This is a genomic window from Empedobacter sp. UBA7248 (genome assembly GCF_002472945.1).
Taxonomy (GTDB): Bacteria; Bacteroidota; Bacteroidia; order Flavobacteriales; family Weeksellaceae; genus Empedobacter; species Empedobacter falsenii_C.
The window spans coordinates 163,658-186,039 of the sequence record NZ_DKSU01000005.1 but is presented as its reverse complement, the minus strand read 5'-3'; the positions used below and the strand labels follow the sequence as shown (position 1 = coordinate 186,039).

Sequence of the window (22,382 nt, the reverse complement as noted above, 5' to 3'; positions counted from 1 at the left end):
AAATTCTTTCATTATGAATTTCAAGGATATCGGTGCAGCACCAACAACACAAACTTATGATCGTAATAAAATCGATGAGAAAACAGGAAACTTATACGAATCGATTGTAATTATGGGTAAAAGAGCAGAACAAATCAACCAAGAAATGAAAACTGAATTAATTCAGAAATTGGATGAGTTTGCTGCACATACAGATTCTTTAGAAGAAGTTTTTGAAAACAGAGAGCAAATCGAAGTTTCAAAATTCTACGAAAGATTACCAAAACCGACTTCTATTGCGGTTAAGGAATGGTTAGACAATGACGTATATTACAGAAATCCAAATGAGGATAAATAATGTCTGTTTTACATAGTAAAAAAATTCTTTTGGCAGTTTCTGCCGGAATAGCGGCCTACAAAGCCGCTTTTCTTGTTAGAGGGCTTATCAAAAAAGGAGCTGATGTCAAAGTTATTATGACGCCGGAAGCTCAAAACTTCGTTACTCCACTTACACTTTCCACGCTTTCCAAACATCCAGTCGAATGGGAATTTTTCGGTGATAAAGGTGATTGGAATAATCATGTAGAATATGCACTTTGGGCAGATTATATGATTATTGCGCCTTGCACAGCAAATACGTTGTCACATATGGCAGATGGAACGTGTGATAATTTGGTTTTAGCAACTTATCTTTCGGCTAAATGTCCTGTATATTTTGCTCCTGCAATGGACTTGGATATGTACAAACATCCATCAACTTTAGAAAATATTGCTAAATTAGAATCTTTCGGAAATATTTGTATTCCTGCCGAAGCTGGTGAATTAGCAAGTGGATTGGTTGGAGAAGGCAGAATGGCTGAACCTGAAAACATTATTGCGTTTTTAGAAAGTACAATCGAAGCTACTCTCCCACTTCACGGAAAAAAAGTAGTGGTTTCTGCTGGTCCTACATACGAAAACTTAGATCCTGTTCGTTTTATAGGTAATTATTCTTCGGGAAAAATGGGATTCGAGATTGCGAAAGCTGCTACCAATTTAGGTGCAAAAGTTACCTTGGTCAGTGGTCCAAGCCACGAATCTGTTACCGGTTTTCCTATCGATCGAATAAATGTTGTTTCTGCTCGTGATATGTACGAAGCGATGCACGCTAATTTTGCTGATGCTGATGTTGTTGTAATGTCGGCGGCTGTTGCAGATTATCGTCCAAAAGAAATGGCTAAGCAAAAAATTAAGAAAGAAAACGATGATAATTTAATTATCGAATTGGTGAAAAATCCTGATATTCTAAAATCATTAGGCGAAATCAAAACACATCAATTATTGGTTGGTTTTGCGTTAGAAACGAATAATGAAGAAGAATATGCAAAGAAAAAATTAGCCAAAAAGAATCTTGATTTTATAGTTCTTAATTCGATGCAAGATAAAGAAGCTGGTTTTCAGAAGAATACAAACAAAATTACAATTATTGACAAAGATTTATCGATGCAACAATTTGATGCTAAATCAAAAACAGATGTTGCAAAAGATATTTTGAATGTCATTTTAAATAAGTTATAAAATTTACTATGAAGAAATTAGCCTCAATTTTCTTTTCGTCGTGTTTAACTATTTCGGCTTTCTCACAAAATATTATTGCAGATGTAAAAGTTGATTATTCTCAAGTTCAAGGATCTAATACACAGGTTTATCAAACTTTAGAAAGATCATTAAAAACGTTTATTAATTCAACAAAATGGACAAATGATCGTTTAAAAACATACGAAAGAATTGAAGCTAGTTTCGTCATTAATATAATTGAACGTGAAGGAAACAGAATGAAAGGTACGATTTTAGTACAATCTCGTCGTCCTGTTTTCAACTCAACCTACTACACGCCTGTTCTTAATTTATCTGACGATAATTTTACGTTTCAATACCAAGAATCTGAAGAATTAATTTTCAATGATCGCAAATTCAGTGGAAAAAATTTGACAGATGTATTAACGTATTATATTTATTTAGTTTTGGGATATGATGCAGATACGTTTGCGAAAGAAGGTGGAACTGAGTATTTCAAAATGGCGAAGAAAATTGCAGATTTTGGTCAAGCGAATAATAATTTCTCTGGTTGGAGCGAATTAGATGGAATAAAATCGCGCACAGCTTTAATTAACAATATTCTAAAATCGGATAATTCAACACTTCGAAATATCATCTATCAATATCATAGAAACGGCTTAGACATTATGTCTGAGAACGAAGTTCGTGGTAAAAATGCGATTGGAAATACGTTATTGCAATTAGAATTTTACCAAAGAGGAAATTATTCTCAATTTTATCCTTTAGAACTTTTCTTAACAGCAAAAAATAGCGAAATTAGTCAAGTATTTTCAGGCGGACAGGTTTCTACGGTGAATATCGAGAAACTGAAAGGAATTTTAAATTCAATCGCGCCAAAATACAACGACAATTATTGGAATAAATTGAAAAAGTAAATGTTAAAAACTCTTCGCGTTAATAATTTTGCCATTATCGATCAATTGGAGATTGATTTTCATCAAGGTATGACCACAATTACCGGTGAAACGGGTGCTGGAAAATCGATTTTGTTAGGTGCTTTAAAATTAGTTTTAGGCGAACGTGCCGATTTAAAAGCCTTGAAAAATATTGATGAAAAATGTATTATCGAAGCTGTTTTTGAGATTAAAAATCTTGAATTAAATGATTTTTTCGAAGAAAATGATTTGGATTACGAAGACGAATCTATTTTGAGAAGAGAGTTATTACCTTCTGGAAAATCGCGTGCTTTTATCAATGATACACCTGTTAAAGTCTCTATTTTACAGGAATTATCAGAGTTATTGATTGATATTCATTCTCAATTTAATACCCCTAAAATCTTTGAAGCTGATTTTCAACTTTCGATGTTGGATATTTACGGAGAAAACAAAGACTTATTAAAAGAATATAAGAAAGATTTTAACCACTATATTTCAACAAAGAAAAAGATAAAAGATGCTCAAAATTCTTTAGAAAATCAATCGCAAGATTTAGAATATAAATTGCATTTGTGGGAAGAATTGAACAATGCTTCGCTAAAAAATGAGGAATTAGAACAATTGGAAATCGAAATAAAATCTTTATCAAATGTAGAAGAAATTATTTCGACTTTGAATGAAACTTACCAATTTTTGGAACATCCAGAAATGGGAATCATTTCTCAATTGAATGAAGCAAGCAATAAATTGAATAAAATTTCGGATTATAATTCACAATACAATTCGATTTATGAGCGATTGATTTCATCAAAAATAGAATTGCAAGATATTTCTGGTGAAATGAGTAATTTGATAGATTCGACTGAAATTAATCCTGAAAGATTACAAGAAATTACTGATCGTTACGATTTGATTCATAAATTATTACGAAAACATAATGAGACTTCTGTTGAAGAATTAATTGCAAAACGTGATGAATTAGAAAGTCAAACATCTGGTTTTGATAATTTGAGTGATTTAATTATTCACTTAAATAAAGAATTGAATTCCATTTCAGAAAAACTTGAAAAACAATCAATTAAAATTAGAAAAAATAGATTTTCTTCTATCGAAATTATCCGAAAAAATATCTTGAATACTTTGTCACAATTGGGAATGGAAAATTCTCAATTAACGATTCAATTAAACGAAACAGCAGATTTTACAGCAATTGGAAAAGATGAAGTTTTGTTTTTATTCTCAGCAAATAAAGGAATGGAACCTCGTATTTTTGAAAAATCTGTTTCTGGAGGAGAGCGTTCTCGATTGATGTTGGCAATTAAAAAATTATTGGCAACACATCAACATTTACCAACGTTAATTTTAGATGAAATTGATACAGGAATTTCCGGAAAAGTTGCGAATGAAACAGGAAAAGTAATGCAAAAAATGGCAGAAAATATGCAACTTTTAGTAATTACGCATTTGCCGCAAGTTGCTTCAAAAGGAAATTATCAGCTAAAAGTTTACAAAGAAGTTGTAGACGAAACAACGCAAACAAATGTGATTGAATTATCTCAACAACAACGTTTAGAAGAAATTGCTCAAATGATTTCTGGTTCAGAATTAACAGACGCAGCAATCAATCAAGCAAAAGAATTAATGAATTTGAATTAAAATTTCAAAACCATATAATATCAAAAAAGCTCGAGAATTTTCTCGAGCTTTTGTTTTATGTAAATCTGAAATTATTTCGTTAATTTTTCCAACGAATATTCAATCATTGCATCAACTGCTTTGTAAGAATCCGCACTAAATTCACCTAAAATTCTATTCGCAACAATTGCATTAATCGATAATGCTTCGTGTCCCATCATTGCTGATAATCCATAAATTGCAGAAGTTTCCATCTCGAAATTAGAGATTCTTAAACCTTCGTAATTAAAAGTTGTTAAACGCTCATTAATATCAGCTGGATTTGGTTGCAATCTCAAATAACGACCTTGAGGTCCGTAAAAACCACAAGCTGTAGCCGTTACTCCTTGAATTGTTTTTTCAGAAGCCAATTTATCTAACAGCAAATCAGATCCTTTTACTAAATATGGACGAGCTTTATTCGACGACCAATCTACATGTTTGATAAAAGCATCTTCTGCTTCTTTATTCATTACTGCTTCGCTCCCAACATAATAGTGTAAAAGCCCATCTAAACCTAAACCGTGAGAACCAATAACGAAACTATCAACAGGAATATCTGCCTGCAAAGCTCCAGAAGTTCCCATACGAACAAATGACAATTTTCTGAAATCTTTTTTGATCTCTCCAGTTTCTAAATCGATGTTAGCCAAAGCGTCTAATTCTGATAAAACGATATCAATATTATCCGTACCCATACCAGTCGAAATAACTGTTAAACGTTTACCATTCAACGTTCCTGTATGCGTTACAATTTCTCTTTTGCTTGCTGTGTGCTCGATTGTATCAAAATGTCTTGAAACTTTTTCGACACGATTCGGATCACCAACAGTTATAATAGTATCTGCTAAATGCTCTGGTCTTATATTACAATGGTAAACACTTCCGTCTGCATTTAAAACTAATTCTGATGCTGCTTTACTCATGATTTTATAATTAAAAATAAGAGAACAATATACAATTTTTATTAGTAATAATTGTAAAGAAATTATTAACCACCTACTCTTTTCACTTTAAATCCTTTATCTTTCAGGAAAGCCATAATCTTGTCGCGATAATCTCCTTGAATGATGATTTGTTCGTCTTTAAAACTACCTCCAACACCCAAAAATTGCTTAATTTCTTTTGCTAAAAGTTTGAAATCTTCTGTTTCTCCTTCGTAACCTTCTATAATTGTATTTACTTTCCCTTTTCGTTTCTCAAACTTACAAATTAAGGGTTCTTTCTGAATCCATAACTCATGTTGTTCTTCATTTGATACTTCTTCTGGCTCAGGTATATGATCGGGAAAAAGATTTTTTAATTGATCTTGTAAATCCATTTTTTAACTTCATTTATTACATTTCAAAATTACAAAATATTAGTTAAATCAATTCAAACACTAACAGATTAACAATAATCGATATTCATCTTTATTTTCTTTCGGTGCGCGATGTACGCAAGGCAAAACTTTTTGTTCTGGATGATCAACTGCCAATCGCCAAAGATTTCCTAATCCTAAATTAATTGGTTCTACATCTGGACGAATTTGATAATGCAAATCAAAGAAATATTCTTTCAGAAAATCTTCAAATCCATCAATATGTCCATCATATAATTTGAATAAATTTTCTCTAATTTCAGGAATCAAAATTTTTTGTTCCACATCTTCATTCACAACAATATCACTGGAAGCGCCATAGTAAGTACACAAAAAAGTATTCGTAGGAATTGGCGAACGATCAACGTGAAATGAATAAACATCTGTTGAAATAAAATCAAATTCAGTATCACGTTCGTAGCATTTTAGTAAATTTAAAGTTGGTGAAGCTCCAAAATCAGTTAATTGTTGTAAATCATTGATCAAAATATTTCTCGCTTTAATTCCTTCTTTAGATAAATTCAAACTATTCAAATCATCAATAGAAATAACAGTAATATCATCTTTTAATATCAATTGATTCACAATTTCCTCAAAATCACCTTCTAAATTTCGTTGCCAATTTATCGCATTATTTTTCCCAGAAAAAGCTGTATGTACAAGTTCATCAAACGAAGAAACGACAAGAACTTGTTGTTGATTAGAATTATTTTGAGCAATCATATAACCGCAAAATTACTATTTATAGAAAAATAATTCAGCCTAAAAATTAAATTATTCCGAATGTAAATTCTCCTTTACAAAAGTTGTATTTTTACCAAAGATTAAAAGACAATGGAAAAAGAAATTATCACCAAAACATTTACATACAAAGGCCACACCAAAACTTTTAGCGCAGAAGTGCAACCTTTATCGCCTTTCAATCCAGAAACGATGGATCGTGTGAAGTATGAGGAAACCAAAGAAGCGCATTATATGCTTGCCGAAGCGGAAGTTTACAATCAGAAAACAGAATGGTTTTTTAAAATTGAACAAGAATTGCAAAAATAATGAAACGACACTTACGCTAAGTGTCGTTTTTTGTTTAAGTTTAATCCACAAAATTAAAACATGAAACAAATTACTCTAGCATTATTTACACTTATTACGCTTTCGGCTTGTACTTCTAGCAAGACGGTTTTTCATAAAAAATGGACAACGAAACAAGCACCAGAAAATTTTGTTGCTCGATTTGAAACAACAAAAGGAAATATTGATATCGAAGTTGAAAGAAAATTATCTCCAAAAGCAGTAGATCGTTTTTATCAATTGGTTAAGTACAATTTTTTCGAAGATGGTACTTTTTATCGCGTTGTTCCGAATTTTGTTGCACAATTTGGAAATACAGACACAATTGTTTCTAATCAATGGAAAAAATTTATTGTAGAAGATGAACCTGTTATTGCTGGAAATAGTAAAGGAGCTTTGAGTTTTGCGCGCGCTGGAAAAAACACAAGAGATTTGGATTTGTTTATTAATCTGAAAGATAATCATCGTTTGGATACAATCAATTCGAATGAAGTAGTAGGTTTTCCAAGTTTTGGAAAAGTAGTGAACGGAATGAATGTTGTAGAAAGTTTGTATGATGGTTACGCTGGACAAACAATGGAAGACGAAGAAATTTTTAACAGCACAAAATTAATGCGCGAAAGATATCCAAAGCTTGACAGAATATTGAATGCAAAAATCATTAAATTGAAGAAGAAAAATAAGTAAAACAATGTGAAATAAAGTTTTAACATGACACAAAAATCAATTTAAATGTTTTGGCATGTACTTTGTAATACATAATACGTTTTTAAAACATATTTTGTGAAATGAAAAAATCAAAATTCTTTAAAGTCGCTGGAGCAGCAGCAATGGCAGCTCAAAAAGACAAATCTTTTTTTGAAAAAGTAAAGGCTTTTTTCAATATGTTAGGTGATTACAAAAAAGGAAGTTATAAACCTGACAACATGAATTTATTTCTTGGATTTGTAGCAACTTTATACATTATTTCTCCTATTGATATTATTCCAGAAGCGCTATTTGGACCTTTTGGTTTGATAGATGATTTTGGGATTTTACTTTTTGGAATGAAATATTTCAACAAAGAAGTTATAAAATATCTTGCATGGAGAGATACGCAAAGAGCGTACGCAAATGTTGAAGATGCAAAAATTATTGATTAACAATAAATTAAATAGCTATAAAAAATCCGATTGAATTTTCAGTTGGATTTTTTTATTTCAGATTATTCAAAAAGTGCTCTCTTTCTCATAAATAAAATTTATTATCTGCCGATTATTCATTAGATTTGAGCAATACAATACTAAAAACTAAAACACCTGAATAATGGTTATTATTAATAATTTCGATGAATACAAAGCTTTCGAAGGTAAAGAAATAGGTAAATCTGACTGGCATATTATAAATCAAGAACAAATCAATCGCTTTGCTGATGCGACTTTAGATCATCAATGGATTCACACAGATCCAGAAAAAGCGGCTAACGAAGGTCCTTTCAAAAAAACGATTGCACATGGTTATTTAACGCTTTCTTTAATTCCTCATTTGTGGGATCAAATTGCGGAAGTTCGTAATATCAAAATGTTAATCAATTACGGAATCGAAAGTTTGAGATTTGGACAAGCTGTTTTGGTTGATAGTGAAGTAAGATTAACTGCCAAATTGAAATCTATTACAAATTTGAGAGGAATTGCAAAAGTTGTCATCGAAGCAAATTTAGAAATTAAAGATAATCCGAAACCTGCTTATACAGCGGATGTGGTTTTCCTTTACCACTTTAATGATTAATCATCAATCAATATAATTTACAAAGCTTCTATTTTTTATAGAAGCTTTTTCTTTTCATAAAATATCGAAGTATCTTGCGCACGATTTTATATAACATGCAAAAAATTCAAAATAATAAAACCTTAATTTCTATTGTTGGACCGACTGCAATTGGAAAAACAAATTTGGCAATAGAAGTTGCAAAACATTTTCAATCCGAAATTATTTCATGTGATAGTCGTCAATTTTTCAAAGAAATGAAAATAGGAACTGCTGTTCCTTCTGAGGAAGAATTGATTGAAGTGAAGCATCATTTTATTCAAAATATTTCTATTCACGAAAAATATTCGGTTGGTGATTTTGAGCGTGATGGTTTAGCTTTTTTGGATAATTATTTCGAAACAAATGACATTTGCGTTATGGTTGGCGGTTCTGGTTTATATGAAAAAGCAATCACAGTTGGCTTTGACGAATTTCCCGATGTTGATCCTAAAATTAGAGAAGATTTAAATAATGAGCTTGCTGAATTTGGAATTGAAAAATTACAAAAAGAATTGCAAGAAGTCGATCCAAAGTATTTTGAAGAAGTTGATATTTTCAATAAACAACGTGTAACACGTGCTTTAGAGATTTTTAGAGCTTCGAGTTTACCTTTCTCTCACTTCAGAAATCAAGATTTGGACAAACGTTCATTTAACATAATTAAGATTGGTTTAGAACTTCCGCGTGAAGAAATGTACGATCGAATCAATCGTCGAGTTGATATGATGATGAACGAAGGTTTATTAAATGAAGCTAAAAATTTATTTCCATTAAAAGATTTAAATGCTTTACAAACTGTTGGTTATCGAGAATTGTTTGATTTTTTTGAAGAGAAAATTACATTAGATTTTGCGATTGAAGAAATCAAAAAGAATACAAGACGTTTTGCAAAACGTCAAATGACGTGGTTCAAAAAAGATGAAACTGTCAATTGGTTTTCTCCTTTCGAACAAGAAAATATCATTAATTTTATATCGAACAAAATCTAAATTATGGAAAATTTTGTTGCTATCGATTTCGAAACTGCAAACAATTATCGCAATTCTGCTTGCGCGGTTGGGATTGTAACTGTGACGGATAATGTGATTACAGACGAATATTACACGTTAATTCAACCGCCACAAAATCAATATAATTATCATAATATTTTGGTTCACGGAATTCGTCCCGAAGATACAATTGATGCACCAAGTTTTGAAGACGTTTATTTTGAAATCAAACATCGTTTACAAAATCAACTTATTGTTGCACATAACGAATCGTTCGATCGTTCTGTTTTGAAGAATACAATGGAGTTTTATAGTCTTAATTATTCTCAACTTAACCTTGCCGAAAAGTGGGAATGTACATACAGAATTTTCAAACAAAAAGGAATTGTTCCTACAAAATTATCTGATTGCGCACGTCGATTCAATCTTCAACTTAACCATCACGAAGCTTTATCTGATGCAAAAGTTTGTGCTCAATTATACTTATTAAAATAGTTTTTACTAAAAATTTATCCGATTAAACGTTTAAAAATAATTTCACACAAATTATAATTAATTTAAATTCAATAAAATATCCGTTTACAAATATTTGTAAATATTTACAAGTATTTAAAATTAATTAATCACACTTTACTGTTCAGTTTTTCTAAGAAAAATTTAATGAAGTAAAGATTCAATTCTTAATATGGATATTTTGATTTTGTGAAATGAATTGAGAATGTAAAAATTTGAAAATTTTCTTTCAGAATTTTTATAAGATGAAGTATAAACTAAAATTTAGTTCTAAGAATTTCTTTCGAAATTGGATAATTTTAAGAAGTTGAAAAATTGATTTCAATTAGGATTTAATCGAAGAAGAAAAATAATGACGTTATGTATTTAACATAATTAAGAAGATCATTTTGGGAAGATTTATTTTAAAATCAAAGATTGATTCCTCCCCTACTCTTTTTAAAAACACAAAAAAAGGTTGCAATTGCAACCTTTTCTTATAACATTATAACGCCTTCTATTTTCGAAACTTCTTTGTAATAATTGATTACTGTATCCGCATCAATCACATAAAGTTTTATCGAAATAGATGTATATTTTCTATTTTTTGAAGCTTTATATTCAAATTCTGCATTTGTTCCTGCAAAAATATCTTTGATTTTTTTCATCGTTTCTTCACTTGAAGGATAAATGAATTTGAACAAATAATCTGCTGGAAATTTTTGTACATCATCTAATCTCTCTCTGAATTTAGCATAAAAATCTTGCTCGTTGTGAGAGCTATCTGGTATTTCTTCGAATGTATAATCTCTATTTGTGTCCATATCTATTATTTTGTAGTTACAATGTCAAAAACAATACCACTTCACATTATTGATAAAATATAGAATTAATAAGACATTTTGGCATATTTTAAATCTTACAATTTCAATCTCATCATATAATCTATTTGTTCATCGTCACCAAGTCTGAAAATATGTTGATCAAATTTTTCGAAACCATTTTTTAAATAGAAACTAATTGCAGAAACATTCTTTTCCCAAACTCCCAGCCAAATTGTATGTAAGTTGAGATTCTTCGTTATTTCTACAGCTTTATTAAAAAGAATTTGTCCAATTTTCTTTCCTTGAAACGATTCTAACACATAAATTCTTTCAATTTCTAAAGAATTCATATCATAAATTTCTGTTTGAGCATCACCAATATTCAATTTCAGATAACCGACAATTTCTTGATTAATCATTGCAAAAAAGAACAACGAATTTTGATTCTTTAATTCTTTTAATAATTGATCTTCTGAAAAACTTTCAGTCAAATATTTTTGCATATCCTCTTCCGAATTAGAAGATGAAAATGTATCTGCAAATGTCTTTTTAGAAATTTCTTGAAGTTTTGAAATATCTTTTTCTTCTACTCTTTTTATTGTAATTTCTTCCTTCATTAATGCGAAACAAATTTTAATCCTACAATTGAACTAATTAATGTAAAAATAAAGAATATTCTCCAAAAATTAGCTGGTTCTTTGAATACAAAAATTCCGATTAAAACTGTTCCAACAGCGCCAATTCCAGTCCAAACAGCATAAGCAGTTCCCAAAGGTAAAGTTTGTGTTGCTTTGATTAACAATGCCATACTTGCGACCAAACACACTGCGAAAGCACCGTACCACATGTACATTTCTGAGCCTGTTGTTTCTTTGGCTTTTCCTAAAGATGATGTAAATCCAATCTCGAATAATCCTCCTAAAATCAATAAAATCCAATTCATTTTGTTAATATTTTGCTGCAAAGATGAATTAGAAAAAAATAGTATTTTTTTACAAATGTTAAAAAATTATTCGCTTAAATTTCGGCGCGAATCCTACTTAATGTCACTTGAGAGATACCTAAATAAGACGCGATATAACCTAATTGTACACGATTAATCAAACTTGGATTTTCTTCTAACAATTTTTTATAACGATCAATCGCCGTACCTAGTTGCCTAGAAATAAAACGCTCTTCAGTTTTTATCAATTCAATTTCAGCAAGTTTTCTTCCCCAATTTGCAATCTCTAAATTAGTTGCGTAAAATAACTGTAAATCTGAAGATTTAATTTCATATAACTCACAATCTTCCATTAATTCAATTGTTTCGTAGCCAATTTTATTTTCGACATAACTTCGCATCGATAAAATCAAATCGCCTTCTTTCCCAAACCAAAACGTAATTTCTTTTCCATCGTCTATCGTATAGGCTCGAACAATTCCTTTTTTGATGAAATATAACTTTTTCTCAACTTTATCGGCATCAATAAGCGTCGTGTTTTTTGATAATCGAATTAGTTGAATTTTATCAGCAATTAATTGAATAGATTGCGAGGAAAGTGGTGAAATTTGATCTAAGATTTGTTCTATTTCCATTATTGAAACTTGTCTAGTAAAATTAAACAAAAAACTCAACCTAAAATAGGCTGAGTCATTCAAATTAAATTAACACCTGAAGTCTACTTTGCATGTAGACCGCATTCTTTTTTGCTATTATCTTCCCACCACCATCTACCAGCACGAAAATCATCGCCTTCGTTTATAGCACGTGTGCAAGGAGCACAACCAATACTTATAAAGCCCTTATCGTGTAGTGGGTTGTAAGGAACTCTATTTTCTTTCAAATACTCAAAACAATCCTCTGTTGTAAAATCAATCAATGGATTGAATTTGAATAATTGTTTTTCTTCATCAAAGTCTATTTCGTGCATATCATATCGATTATTCGATTGCTCTGCGCGCAAACCTGTAATCCAAACTGATGCTTCTTTTAATGCACGATTCAGAGGAATTACTTTTCTGATATAACAACATTGTTTTCTCAAATCAACCGAATCATAAAAAGGATTAATTCCATTTTCTTCAACAAACTTTTCTAACTCCTCTGTTGGGGGATAAAATGGTTTAATCTTCGCTTGATATTTCAATTCCGTTTTGTTCCACGTATTGTACGTTTCCTGAAAAACACGTCCTGTATCTAAAGTGAAAATCTCAATATTATCTAATTTTTGACTCAAAATAGCATGAGAAATAACTTGATCTTCGAAACCAAAACTTGTCGAAAAAACTATCTTTTCTTTAACGTTATTATTCAAAAACAATAATTTTTCTTCTAAACTTGACTGTGTTATTACTTCCTCTAATATTTCTTTTAGTTGATTCATTTTGCATATATAATCTCTATAGTTTTTATAGAGTAATTATTTTTAACAAATGTATCAATTCCAACTTTCTAAACAAAACTAATCTCGATTAATTTTATAGATATAATTCAATATAGAATCAATAAATTATATAAGCAAATTTTATTTATACTTAAATCATTTTCGAGAGTGAATTATCATATTCGTAAAAAAGAAGAAAATCAGTCTAAATTGGCATTAAATAGAGGTTTTTGAAGAGTTCAAATTATTAATTATCTCAAAAATCAATATAATTATTAAGATAAAAATATTTAAAATATCATAAAAATAAATTCTATCTAATAATCTTCGAGAACAAATTATGAATATCATAAAATGAAAAAAGTCAAACTTTACAAAGTTTGACTTTTTTGTTTATATTTTTTGTAATGATAAATTAGAACAAAAATGGATGAAAATAACCAAATCCAATAACCAAAAAGTGGTAAATCATATTCATGTATTTGTAAAATATCTAATCTTGACAAATGATTAATTCCGTATAATGACATTTGAATAACAGCGATAATACTTAATATTAATCCTATTTTTTTCTTATAAAAAATCCAAGAAAATAATAATGTAAAGTTCCCTAACCAACATATAAAATCTATTGGCAACTCTGATATCGTTATATATCCTAATATTAGATATGCAATTCCTAAATATTCTGTTCTAGAATCTCCAGAATAATATTCAATAAAATCAATACTTAATAAGTGAACAGGCAAAATTAAACTTACCAAATAAGTTAAAATACTTACATATAAAAACAGATTATTTTTCCAATTTAGCTTCAAACTCTTCTATTTGTTTTTCCAATTTTTTATTCACTTTTTTCAATTTGTTTTGAGGACTAAACATAGCGTAAACCAGCAAACCTACTCCTACTCCAACAACAGCTCCAATTTTTTCGTTCTTATTAATCGCTTTCGAAATTGCAATTCCAGCTGCTGCTCCAGTTGTTACGATAGAAACTGTATTTTCAAAACCTTTTGATTTTGTGTCCAAAACTTCTAATAAATTATTCATAGTTGATTATTTTTTATAATTGTTGCAATAAATATTCCTAAATATAAATCATTCCAAATTATTTTAAAAATTGTTCGTATTAATTCAAGTGTTTATCTTTGTTCAGTAACATTTTTAAAATGGAAATACAAGACAAAATTTTAGCGCTTCGAGAAGAGCTTACTCAGCATAATTATAATTATTACGTTTTAGATAATCCGACAATTTCTGATTTCGAATTTGATTTGAAACTGAAAGAATTGAAACGATTAGAAGACGAAAATCCTATCTTTTTTGATGTCAATTCCCCTACACAACGCGTTGGTGGAATGGTTACAAAAAATTTCCCGACGATTACACATGAATTCAGAATGTATTCGTTAGACAATTCATATTCAGTTGAAGATTTGCAAGATTGGGAAAAACGAATTGAGAAAACGTTAGGTGAAGAAGTAGAATTTGTTTGTGAATTGAAATATGATGGCGCTTCGATTTCTATTTTGTACGAAAACGGCGAATTGACGCAGGCTGTAACGCGTGGAGATGGAACACAAGGTGACGAAATCACGAATAATATTCGTACAATACAATCTGTACCATTAAAATTAAAAGGAAATTATCCTGAACGATTTTATATGCGTGGCGAAATTACAATTCCGCTCAATAAATTTGCTTCAATTAATGAAGAACGCGCTAATAATGGTTTAGAATTGTATGCAAATCCTCGAAATACCGCTTCTGGATCATTAAAATTACAAGATAATACAGAAGTTGCGAAACGCGGTTTACAATGTTTCCCATATTATTTTATCGGAAATAATTTACCTTATTCTACACAATGGGAAATGCTACAAGCCGCTGATGAATTAGGATTTAAGATTCCGCATACATCAAAATTATGTACTTCTTTGGAAGAAGTTTTAGCTTTTGTAGATCATTGGGATATCGAACGCAAAAATTTACCTTACGAAACAGACGGAATTGTGATCAAAGTGAATTCTTTTTCGCAACAAGACGAATTAGGTTATACTGCAAAATCTCCTCGTTGGGCAATGGCCTATAAATTCAAAGCTGAAGCTGCCGAAACCGAATTATTGAGCATCGATTATCAAGTTGGTAGAACTGGAGCGATTACGCCTGTTGCGAATCTTTCGCCTGTTTCTTTGGCTGGAACAATCGTAAAACGTGCTTCTGTCCACAACGAAGATATTATCAAAAAGTTGGATATCCGCATTGGTGATATGGTTTATGTGGAAAAAGGCGGCGAAATTATTCCGAAAATTGTTGGTGTCAACACGGATGTTCGTCAACCTGGAACGGAAGAAATCGAATTCATTAAAAAATGTCCTTCTTGCGGAACAGAATTAATTCGAAACGAAGGCGAAGCACAGCATTATTGTCCAAATGAGAATGGTTGTGAACCGCAAATTATTGGAAAATTAGAGCATTTTGTTTCTCGAAAAGCAATGGATATTGAGAGTATTGGTGGTGAAACAGCGGTTTTGTTACACAAAGCAAATTTGCTAAATAACATTGCTGATTTTTATACTTTACAAAAAGAAGATATTTTGCCTTTGGAAAGAATGGCTGAAAAATCTGCCCAAAATATTATTAATTCTGTCGAAAAATCTAAAGAGCAACCTTTCGAAAAGGTGTTGTATGCGATTGGAATTCGTCATGTTGGTGAAACGGTTGCAAAAAAATTAGTTAAACATTTTCAAAACATTGATCGTTTGATGAATGCAACAATGGAAGAATTGGTTTCTGTAACAGATGTTGGAGAAAAAATTGCAATTTCGATTAAGGAATATTTTAAAGAAGAACAGCATCAAATTTTGATTCAACGTTTACGCGATTATGGATTGAATTTCGAGATTGGTGAAGAAGCAAAACCTTTGTCAGATTCTTTGGAAGGCAAAACGTTTTTGTTTACAGGAACTTTGACAAAATTCAATCGTACTGATGCGCAAAAAATGGTGGAAGATCATGGCGGGAAAAATATTTCTGCAGTTTCTAAAAACTTAAATTTCTTGGTTGCTGGCGATAAAGCTGGAAGTAAATTGAAAAAAGCAGAAGAAATTGGAACAGTTGTCGTGTTGACGGAAGACGAATTTTTAAATATGATTAACGGCTAATGGAATCAGGATTAATTGCTGTCATTATATTCGGAATTGTATTATTGATTTTGACTCCATTTATTTATTACGGATTACGAATGGCAGGCTACAACAAAGCTGCCATGATTATTTCACTTGCAATATTTTTTATTGTGATAATTCCAATGGTAAAATATAGTTACAGAAGTCAAATGTATTCTAATGATGATTTGAAAACAGATTTACATCAAGCAGGAATTGGGTTTAAAGGAAATTTAAAAATTGTTTCGACAGATATTTCTGGAATTAAAAATTTGAAACAAGAAACAGTTTTGATAATGGATTCTGCCGATGTCAATACAATTATTAATCGAATAGAAACTGATCCTCGATTCAAAATTTCTCCAGCAATGTTGAGTTTAAAAGAAGAATTAGGTTCGAATGCAAAACATAAAACCAATAGAAATTATCGTTTCAAAGATAATTTTATATTAGAAACTTACGGAATGTCTGATGATTACACGATTCGATATTCGGAACTGAAATTTAGAAAAGGAAATGACACGGTTTTCTTCAAAAAAGAAGAAGTGTATTAAAAAGATAAAATCCGTCAATTGACGGATTTTATCTTTTTGAGATTACAATTAAAATACATTTAATTCATTTTTTTTATCTTAATTAATTCATCAAATTCAACTAAAGTATTTTCACTTTCAGTCTTATAATTTTCAGATTTTCCTATAAAAAGAATCAATTTTCTATCTTCAAAATAATAACGAAATTCTTCAATTTTCGATTTTTTATCATTAAATTCTTTCCAATACAAAGGAAAATTATAAGTTGTATCTTGTTCAAAAACGAAAGACAATTTATTATTCAACAAATAATACTCAGCCAAATATTGACCAGATTCTCCAAATTTTCGTACCACAATTTTTTTTAATTTATCGTTCAAAAAATAATAATTAATAAAACCACCTTCGGTAGAATCATCAGTTTCAACTTCTTTTATTTTTGTCCATTTTTTAATTGAATTAATTCGACTAAAATTTGCTTTGATCGTTTTAATTTCTTCACTTTTAACTTTGTCATTTTTCTGAGCAAAAGAAGTCATCACAGAGAATGTTACGAGAACGAAAAAGAATACTATTTTTTTCATCTAAATCAATATATTATATAAACTATATGAGTAAAATTAAAGTATTTATTTTCGATATATTTTTACAAATCCTTTTACTAAGCTAAACACACCGATTATAAATCCTATGATGATAAAAAGAAATCCAACAAGTAAAAAATATACACCATAATCGTTTTTGTTATAATCCAAATTATAGCTATATCCAGTCGAGAATATTCCTATAATAAAAATACAGAGCGAACAGATAAAAAGCTTTGTATATCGATTTTGTTTGAACATCATTAAATATTTCTATAAAATTCAATAAAATATACTAATTTTCAATCAATAATAATAGTGAATTTTATGCAATTTAGAGTCGCTCGACATACCAATCAAATCAAAGAAATAAAGGATTTTTATATTAAAGTTTTGAATTTTGAAATCCTTGGAGAATTTCAAAATCACAATGGATATGATGGTATTTTTATTGGAAAACCAGATTTAAACTGGCATTTAGAATTTACAACAACTCACGAAAATGTCGATCATCATTTTGATGAAGACGATTGTTTCGTATTTTATCCAACAACGCAACAAGAATATGACGAAATCATTGAGCATTTAGAACTTCATCATATCAAACCAATAAAATCTAGAAATCCATATTGGAATGATAACGGAATTTCATTCTTAGATCCTGATGGATTTGTTGTCATTGTTTCACCTTTGAGAATTAAATAATTTGAAAAAATATATCTGCTTCATATTGTCATTTTTCATTTTCAGTTGTAAAGATGTAAATTCTACGAACTCCAAAAATCATCAAGATTCGATTCCAACAATTGTCGAGAAAGAAGATTTTATCAACGAAAAAGAAAATAAAATAATTGATCGATATTCGGTTCCAAAAGGTTTTCAAAGAGAAAATTATAGTCAAAATAAATTCGGATATTTTCTACAACATCTACAATTGAAAGACTTTGGAACACTTGTTAAATATTATAATGGAAAACAAAAACCTGTAAATAATGTGTACAATGCCGTAATTGATTTACCGATTGGAAACAAAGATTTACATCAATGTGCAGATGCTACAATGCGTTTGAGAGCCGATTATCTCTACCAACAGAAACGTTATTATGAAATCTCTTACAACTTTTTATCGGACGGAAAACCACGCAAGTTTACTGATTTTGCAAATGGAGACTATTCACTAGAAAATTATTGGAAGTATTTGGAATATGTTTTCAGTTATGCGAATACAGCTTCTCTAAAAAATCAATTGAAATCGGTAAATTTTGAACAAGTAAAAATTGGAGATATTCTTTTGCAACAAGGAAATCCTTATGGACACGCCGTTATGGTAGTCGATTTAGCAAAGAATAAACAAGGCGAAAAAATTGTTTTACTTGCTCAAAGTTATATGCCTGCACAAGAAATTCAGATTCTTAATAATCCGATGGATAAAAAATTAAATCCTTGGTATAAAGTGCAACAAGGTAAAATTAAAACTCCAGAATGGTTGTTTACAAGTGATGATTGGAAAACGTGGGATTAAACCTCTTTTTAATACAATATTTAGTCTTAATTTTACACCAAATTAATCGCCGTGAATCGAGAAGAAATAGGAAACAAACTATTAAATGAAGTTTTAAACATTCAACTAGCCAATAAACTAATCAATTCTAAATATTTAGATTTAAAACGTTTGGTTGAAAATATTGCATTTGACTTGACAAAAAACGAAGCTTTACAGTTTTCTAACTTTTTCTCGAAACTATCTTTTATCTGTAATCAATATCAAGTTTCAACTAAAATTCATTCGTTTCGTAAAACGGCTCAACGAATTCTGAGCGAAAAATACGAACCGACAGAACACGAATATTTTACACATTATAAATATGTTGCGGATTTTATTTCTTCGATATATGAAGTAATGATTCCAGCAGAAATTATCTATTATTTTCCTGAAAAAGAATTTTATACCAACAAAATTCTTACTCGAAATCGGGTAAAAAAATTGCGTGTTCAAGTGATTGAAATCAAGCGAGATTGTTTGATTTGCGATCATGAAGATAATGAAACAGATGAAAATATTACAGTTCAAATTGATGAGGATGGCGTAAATGAAAATTTTACTTCTGTTGAGGATTTTTGGGTTGGTGCGCAATTAAATTTAGTCAATTCAACAATTGATGAAGAAGGAATTTACCATCCGCGTTTTATCATTCTTGAACCAGATTATTTGGTTGATATTTCGGCAATTGCTGAGTGTTTTCAAGATTATGGAACTTCTGAATTGCATTATATTCAGAAAAAATTTGAAGAAGCTCCAAACAGCAAACACATTCGATTAGGAAATTTTGCCAATTCAGTTGTCGATCATTTTTCAACGGAAAATATTGAAAAAACGGATTTTAATGAGATTTTCAAGAATGATTTCAAAAATTATCCATTAGAATATACGGCTTGCAACGATTTGACGAATCCACAAGATTTGAAAGATTATTATTTGGAAGCAAAAGGTCATTTTGATCGTATTCAAAAAGTGCTGACGGAGGATTTTCTGCAATATGATATTTCGTTGGATCGTGCGTTAATAGAGCCTTCTTTTTTATGTGAACAATACGGAATTCAAGGTCGTTTGGATTTATTGGACATTCATCCCGAAGGAAAAAATAAAATTATCGAACTAAAATCTGGTGGTGCACCTTTTCCTGATGATGGAAAAAATGTCAAACCAAATCATGCGACGCAGCTCTTTTTGTATTACCAAATTATTGGTGTTTTGTATGATTTAGAATTTAAAGATGTCACAAAAAACACCGAAGGTTATATTTTCTATTCGAAAGTATATCAAGGAAATTTACGTTTTGATGTACCAACTTTAGCGCGAGTTCAACGTATTTTTGATTTACGAAATCGAATAATTATCAATGAAAATCGTTTAGCAAATCATACATTAACCGATATTGAATCAACTATTTATTCGATTAAACCTGCGAATTTTATTAAACGAAAAATTAATCCTCGTTTCAAAGAAATTCTAGAAGAACAATTGGATAAATTTATCTATCCAATTAAAAATAGTACGCAATTAGAAAAAGCATATTTTTATTCGTTTACCAATTTCATTGCGAAAGAGCAATATATGGCGAAACTTGGTCTGGGACAATCGACTTCCAACAATGGTTTGGCGAGTTTGTGGCTGAATACTTTCGAAGAAAAAAACAATAATTTCGAGATTATTTATGATTTAGAAATTGTAGAAAATCATATTTCTGATCCAAAACGTGAAATCAAGCTAAAAAGAACCAATCCTACGAATGATTTTATTTCGATTCGCGAAGGTGATATTTGTATTCTTTATCCAAGAAATGAAACAAAAGATTCTGTTTTAACGAATCAGGTTTTTAAATGTACGATCAAAAGTATTTCGAGAGAATTTATTGTGCTACGTTTTCGTTATCAGCAACCCAATACACACTTTTTTGATTCATTTGATTCATCAGGAAAATGGGCGTTAGAACGGGATTTCATGGATTCTTCCTTTGTTTCGATGTACCGAAATTTGTATGGATTAATTCATTCTTCTAAAGCGAAAAAAGACTTGATTTTAACGCAATCTGTTCCAAGAAGTCAAATGGATTATGATTATTTTAATTCTAATCTTTCGGATGAACAAAATCGAATTATAAAAAAAGCACTTTCTGCAAAAGATTATTTCTTGTTGAACGGACCTCCAGGAACAGGAAAAACATCAATCATCATCAAAGAATTGGTGAAAGAAATCTATGAAAAACAGGATTGTAATATTTTACTTTTAGCTTATACAAATCGTGCGGTAGATGAATTATGTGAATCAATCAATTCGGCTATTTCTGATCAAATTGAACAAAAATTCATCAGAATTGGGAATGAATTATCAACTTCTCCCGAATTTCATCAAAATTTATTGAATAAAATTATTGAGCAAAAAGATGCTGATTTAGAACAAAAAGGAGAAAAATTTTCGAGAAAAACGATTCAAGATATTATTCGTAAACAATGCATTTTTGTTTCGACTGTAGCTTCGATTTCGAGTAAAAATGATATTCTAAAATTAAAGAAATTTGATACAATTATTATCGATGAAGCTTCTCAAATTTTAGAGCCACAAATTGTTGGAATTTTACCAAAAGCAGAACGTTTTATCATGATTGGTGACCACAAACAGTTGCCTGCAATCGTTTTACAAAATCCTGAATTGGCAAAAACAAATAACGAATTATTAGAAAATATTGGACTTTATAATCGTAAAAATTCCATTTTTGAGCGTTTATATGAATTTTGTGAACGAAATAATCACGAAAATGCATTTGATCAATTGACGTACCAAGGAAGAATGCACGCCGAAATTGCCGATTTTCCGAATAATTATTTTTATGATGGAAAACTAAATGTGGCTTTTGATATTCCAAATTTGAACGATGAAATAAAACAAAGTTTGAATCGTCAACGTGCAGATTTACATTTTGATAATCACGATCAATCAAATGATTTACAAAATTTTATCACAAATCATCGTTTTGCGTTTATCAATGTGGACGAAAATCCTTATTTGCCTTCAACGAATGTGCAAGAAGCCGATTTGATTGTGAAGTTTGTACAAGAAATTATTCATTTATACGAAATCAATCAAAAATCATTTGATCCAAAGAAAACAATTGGAATTATTGCGCCTTTCAGAAATCAAATTGCGTTGATTAAACAAAAATTAGAATTAGCAAATATTCCAAATCACGACCAAATTACAGTGGATACAGTGGAGCGTTATCAAGGAAGTCAGCGCGATATTATTCTGTATAGTTTTGCTGTGACCTATAATTCGCAATTGAATGCCTTGGTGAATATGAACGATCAAGGAAATGTAGATAGAAAGCTGAATGTTGCCTTAACGCGCGCAAAAGAACAATTATTTTTAATTGGAAATCAAGCCATTTTGAAAGAAAATCAATTAATTAAAACCTTAATTGATTATTTAGAAAATAAATCTGCTCATAAACTGACAATCTAATTAAAATCACTTCTTAATTCGTTTAAGATTCAGTAAATTTGTGCAACTATTTGTAGAAAAT

General features: G+C 30.1%; 26 protein-coding genes. 15 read left to right on the top strand and 11 right to left on the bottom strand.

Annotated elements, in window-relative coordinates:
• Positions 1-13 precede the first annotated feature (13 nt).
• Genes B4A23_RS03210 through recN form a run of 4 tightly spaced genes read left to right on the top strand, consistent with a single transcriptional unit; the run spans position 14 to position 4,112 of the window.
• Entirely contained in the window at positions 14-337 is a 324-nt protein-coding gene (locus tag B4A23_RS03210; RefSeq protein WP_019973784.1) for a DNA-directed RNA polymerase subunit omega, read from the top strand.
• On the top strand, positions 337-1,536 hold the full coding sequence (coaBC, locus tag B4A23_RS03205; protein WP_291116782.1) for a bifunctional phosphopantothenoylcysteine decarboxylase/phosphopantothenate--cysteine ligase CoaBC: 1,200 nt from the start codon (positions 337-339) through the stop codon (positions 1,534-1,536). Before B4A23_RS03210 ends, coaBC begins: the two co-directional genes overlap by 1 nt.
• 8 nt (positions 1,537-1,544) lie before the next feature.
• The gene (locus B4A23_RS03200) at positions 1,545-2,453 is read left to right on the top strand and encodes a DUF4835 family protein (protein ID WP_286485926.1); all 909 of its coding nucleotides are present in this window, start codon (positions 1,545-1,547) and stop codon (positions 2,451-2,453) included.
• Positions 2,454-4,112, top strand: coding sequence for a DNA repair protein RecN (recN, locus tag B4A23_RS03195; protein ID WP_291116777.1), 1,659 nt, complete (start codon positions 2,454-2,456; stop codon positions 4,110-4,112). It abuts the gene before it with no gap.
• A 71-nt stretch (positions 4,113-4,183) separates the two neighbouring features.
• Here the strand turns inward: recN and B4A23_RS03190 are convergent, their stop codons facing one another.
• The 3 genes from B4A23_RS03190 to B4A23_RS03180 form a co-directional block, all read right to left on the bottom strand.
• On the bottom strand, positions 4,184-5,056 hold the full coding sequence (locus B4A23_RS03190; RefSeq protein WP_291116774.1) for a nucleoside phosphorylase: 873 nt from the start codon (positions 5,054-5,056) through the stop codon (positions 4,184-4,186).
• A 65-nt stretch (positions 5,057-5,121) separates the two neighbouring features.
• Entirely contained in the window at positions 5,122-5,451 is a 330-nt protein-coding gene (locus tag B4A23_RS03185) for a translation initiation factor (RefSeq protein ID WP_038334267.1), read from the bottom strand.
• 60 nt (positions 5,452-5,511) lie between these two features.
• Positions 5,512-6,213, bottom strand: coding sequence for a DUF1826 domain-containing protein (locus tag B4A23_RS03180; RefSeq protein ID WP_291116772.1), 702 nt, complete (start codon positions 6,211-6,213; stop codon positions 5,512-5,514).
• 111 nt (positions 6,214-6,324) lie between these two features.
• On the opposite strand from B4A23_RS03180, the gene B4A23_RS03175 reads away from it, so the two are divergent.
• The 6 genes from B4A23_RS03175 to B4A23_RS03150 all read left to right on the top strand — a co-directional run bounded on the left by B4A23_RS03175 (position 6,325) and on the right by B4A23_RS03150 (position 9,830).
• Entirely contained in the window at positions 6,325-6,540 is a 216-nt protein-coding gene (locus B4A23_RS03175) for a hypothetical protein (RefSeq protein WP_291116770.1), read from the top strand.
• Positions 6,541-6,600: 60 nt separating this feature from the next.
• Positions 6,601-7,245, top strand: a complete 645-nt coding sequence (locus B4A23_RS03170; RefSeq protein WP_291116768.1) for a peptidylprolyl isomerase — start codon at positions 6,601-6,603, stop codon at positions 7,243-7,245.
• A gap of 101 nt (positions 7,246-7,346) precedes the next feature.
• Positions 7,347-7,700: a YkvA family protein gene (locus B4A23_RS03165; protein WP_291116766.1), complete on the top strand. Its 354-nt coding sequence runs from the start codon at positions 7,347-7,349 to the stop codon at positions 7,698-7,700.
• A 163-nt stretch (positions 7,701-7,863) separates the two neighbouring features.
• Positions 7,864-8,325, top strand: a complete 462-nt coding sequence (locus B4A23_RS03160) for a MaoC family dehydratase (RefSeq protein ID WP_280035653.1) — start codon at positions 7,864-7,866, stop codon at positions 8,323-8,325.
• A 95-nt stretch (positions 8,326-8,420) separates the two neighbouring features.
• A complete protein-coding gene (gene miaA, locus B4A23_RS03155) occupies positions 8,421-9,335 on the top strand; it encodes a tRNA (adenosine(37)-N6)-dimethylallyltransferase MiaA (RefSeq protein ID WP_291116763.1) in 915 nt (304 codons plus the stop codon).
• Positions 9,336-9,338: 3 nt separating this feature from the next.
• Positions 9,339-9,830, top strand: a complete 492-nt coding sequence (locus tag B4A23_RS03150; protein WP_291116761.1) for a 3'-5' exonuclease — start codon at positions 9,339-9,341, stop codon at positions 9,828-9,830.
• Between the two features lie 494 nt (positions 9,831-10,324).
• On the opposite strand, the gene B4A23_RS03145 is transcribed toward B4A23_RS03150, so the two are convergent.
• The 7 genes from B4A23_RS03145 to B4A23_RS03115 form a co-directional block, all read right to left on the bottom strand.
• Positions 10,325-10,651 (bottom strand): DUF493 family protein, encoded by a 327-nt coding sequence (locus B4A23_RS03145; protein ID WP_286485911.1) that lies wholly within the window; start codon positions 10,649-10,651, stop codon positions 10,325-10,327.
• 95 nt (positions 10,652-10,746) lie between these two features.
• Positions 10,747-11,268, bottom strand: a complete 522-nt coding sequence (locus B4A23_RS03140) for a GNAT family N-acetyltransferase (RefSeq protein ID WP_291116758.1) — start codon at positions 11,266-11,268, stop codon at positions 10,747-10,749.
• A complete protein-coding gene (locus tag B4A23_RS03135) occupies positions 11,268-11,594 on the bottom strand; it encodes a DMT family transporter (protein ID WP_280061418.1) in 327 nt (108 codons plus the stop codon). Before B4A23_RS03135 ends, B4A23_RS03140 begins: the two co-directional genes overlap by 1 nt.
• Positions 11,595-11,668: 74 nt before the next feature.
• On the bottom strand, positions 11,669-12,229 hold the full coding sequence (locus B4A23_RS03130; RefSeq protein WP_125349393.1) for a Crp/Fnr family transcriptional regulator: 561 nt from the start codon (positions 12,227-12,229) through the stop codon (positions 11,669-11,671).
• Between the two features lie 83 nt (positions 12,230-12,312).
• Complete coding sequence (locus B4A23_RS03125) at positions 12,313-13,017, bottom strand: phosphoadenylyl-sulfate reductase (protein WP_291116756.1); 705 nt, start codon at positions 13,015-13,017, stop codon at positions 12,313-12,315.
• A gap of 371 nt (positions 13,018-13,388) precedes the next feature.
• Positions 13,389-13,835 carry a hypothetical protein gene (locus B4A23_RS03120; protein ID WP_291116753.1) on the bottom strand — a complete coding sequence of 149 codons (447 nt, stop codon included), beginning with the start codon at positions 13,833-13,835 and terminating at the stop codon, positions 13,389-13,391.
• Positions 13,813-14,067 (bottom strand): hypothetical protein, encoded by a 255-nt coding sequence (locus B4A23_RS03115; protein ID WP_286476998.1) that lies wholly within the window; start codon positions 14,065-14,067, stop codon positions 13,813-13,815. The genes B4A23_RS03120 and B4A23_RS03115 overlap by 23 nt, the downstream gene beginning before the upstream one ends.
• A 119-nt stretch (positions 14,068-14,186) precedes the next feature.
• On the opposite strand from B4A23_RS03115, the gene ligA reads away from it, so the two are divergent.
• Complete coding sequence (gene ligA / locus B4A23_RS03110; protein WP_291116751.1) at positions 14,187-16,181, top strand: NAD-dependent DNA ligase LigA; 1,995 nt, start codon at positions 14,187-14,189, stop codon at positions 16,179-16,181.
• A complete protein-coding gene (locus tag B4A23_RS03105; protein WP_291116749.1) occupies positions 16,181-16,738 on the top strand; it encodes a hypothetical protein in 558 nt (185 codons plus the stop codon). The genes ligA and B4A23_RS03105 overlap by 1 nt, the downstream gene beginning before the upstream one ends.
• Positions 16,739-16,797: 59 nt before the next feature.
• Here the strand turns inward: B4A23_RS03105 and B4A23_RS03100 are convergent, their stop codons facing one another.
• A complete protein-coding gene (locus B4A23_RS03100; RefSeq protein WP_291116747.1) occupies positions 16,798-17,301 on the bottom strand; it encodes a hypothetical protein in 504 nt (167 codons plus the stop codon).
• A gap of 327 nt (positions 17,302-17,628) precedes the next feature.
• Between B4A23_RS03100 and B4A23_RS03095 the strand changes: the two genes are divergently transcribed.
• From B4A23_RS03095 to B4A23_RS03085, 3 genes are read left to right on the top strand one after another with little or no spacing between them, the layout of a single operon-like run.
• Positions 17,629-18,006, top strand: a complete 378-nt coding sequence (locus B4A23_RS03095; RefSeq protein ID WP_291116745.1) for a VOC family protein — start codon at positions 17,629-17,631, stop codon at positions 18,004-18,006.
• Between the two features lie 25 nt (positions 18,007-18,031).
• Entirely contained in the window at positions 18,032-18,823 is a 792-nt protein-coding gene (locus B4A23_RS03090; protein WP_291116743.1) for a DUF4846 domain-containing protein, read from the top strand.
• 51 nt (positions 18,824-18,874) lie between these two features.
• Positions 18,875-22,321, top strand: coding sequence for an ATP-dependent helicase (locus B4A23_RS03085; protein ID WP_291116741.1), 3,447 nt, complete (start codon positions 18,875-18,877; stop codon positions 22,319-22,321).
• Positions 22,322-22,382: the final 61 nt, after the last annotated feature.

Excerpts from the sequence above, each read along its gene's own strand:
- B4A23_RS03210 (WP_019973784.1), top strand. The coding sequence starts at position 14 with ATGAATTTCAAGGATATCGGTGCAGCACCAACAACACAAACTTATGAT.
- coaBC (WP_291116782.1), top strand. The coding sequence starts at position 337 with ATGTCTGTTTTACATAGTAAAAAAATTCTTTTGGCAGTTTCTGCCGGA.
- B4A23_RS03200 (WP_286485926.1), top strand. The coding sequence starts at position 1,545 with ATGAAGAAATTAGCCTCAATTTTCTTTTCGTCGTGTTTAACTATTTCG.
- recN (WP_291116777.1), top strand. The coding sequence starts at position 2,454 with ATGTTAAAAACTCTTCGCGTTAATAATTTTGCCATTATCGATCAATTG.
- B4A23_RS03190 (WP_291116774.1), bottom strand. The coding sequence starts at position 5,056 with ATGAGTAAAGCAGCATCAGAATTAGTTTTAAATGCAGACGGAAGTGTT.
- B4A23_RS03185 (WP_038334267.1), bottom strand. The coding sequence starts at position 5,451 with ATGGATTTACAAGATCAATTAAAAAATCTTTTTCCCGATCATATACCT.
- B4A23_RS03180 (WP_291116772.1), bottom strand. The coding sequence starts at position 6,213 with ATGATTGCTCAAAATAATTCTAATCAACAACAAGTTCTTGTCGTTTCT.
- B4A23_RS03175 (WP_291116770.1), top strand. The coding sequence starts at position 6,325 with ATGGAAAAAGAAATTATCACCAAAACATTTACATACAAAGGCCACACC.
- B4A23_RS03170 (WP_291116768.1), top strand. The coding sequence starts at position 6,601 with ATGAAACAAATTACTCTAGCATTATTTACACTTATTACGCTTTCGGCT.
- B4A23_RS03165 (WP_291116766.1), top strand. The coding sequence starts at position 7,347 with ATGAAAAAATCAAAATTCTTTAAAGTCGCTGGAGCAGCAGCAATGGCA.
- B4A23_RS03160 (WP_280035653.1), top strand. The coding sequence starts at position 7,864 with ATGGTTATTATTAATAATTTCGATGAATACAAAGCTTTCGAAGGTAAA.
- miaA (WP_291116763.1), top strand. The coding sequence starts at position 8,421 with ATGCAAAAAATTCAAAATAATAAAACCTTAATTTCTATTGTTGGACCG.
- B4A23_RS03150 (WP_291116761.1), top strand. The coding sequence starts at position 9,339 with ATGGAAAATTTTGTTGCTATCGATTTCGAAACTGCAAACAATTATCGC.
- B4A23_RS03145 (WP_286485911.1), bottom strand. The coding sequence starts at position 10,651 with ATGGACACAAATAGAGATTATACATTCGAAGAAATACCAGATAGCTCT.
- B4A23_RS03140 (WP_291116758.1), bottom strand. The coding sequence starts at position 11,268 with ATGAAGGAAGAAATTACAATAAAAAGAGTAGAAGAAAAAGATATTTCA.
- B4A23_RS03135 (WP_280061418.1), bottom strand. The coding sequence starts at position 11,594 with ATGAATTGGATTTTATTGATTTTAGGAGGATTATTCGAGATTGGATTT.
- B4A23_RS03130 (WP_125349393.1), bottom strand. The coding sequence starts at position 12,229 with ATGGAAATAGAACAAATCTTAGATCAAATTTCACCACTTTCCTCGCAA.
- B4A23_RS03125 (WP_291116756.1), bottom strand. The coding sequence starts at position 13,017 with ATGAATCAACTAAAAGAAATATTAGAGGAAGTAATAACACAGTCAAGT.
- B4A23_RS03115 (WP_286476998.1), bottom strand. The coding sequence starts at position 14,067 with ATGAATAATTTATTAGAAGTTTTGGACACAAAATCAAAAGGTTTTGAA.
- ligA (WP_291116751.1), top strand. The coding sequence starts at position 14,187 with ATGGAAATACAAGACAAAATTTTAGCGCTTCGAGAAGAGCTTACTCAG.
- B4A23_RS03105 (WP_291116749.1), top strand. The coding sequence starts at position 16,181 with ATGGAATCAGGATTAATTGCTGTCATTATATTCGGAATTGTATTATTG.
- B4A23_RS03100 (WP_291116747.1), bottom strand. The coding sequence starts at position 17,301 with ATGAAAAAAATAGTATTCTTTTTCGTTCTCGTAACATTCTCTGTGATG.
- B4A23_RS03095 (WP_291116745.1), top strand. The coding sequence starts at position 17,629 with ATGCAATTTAGAGTCGCTCGACATACCAATCAAATCAAAGAAATAAAG.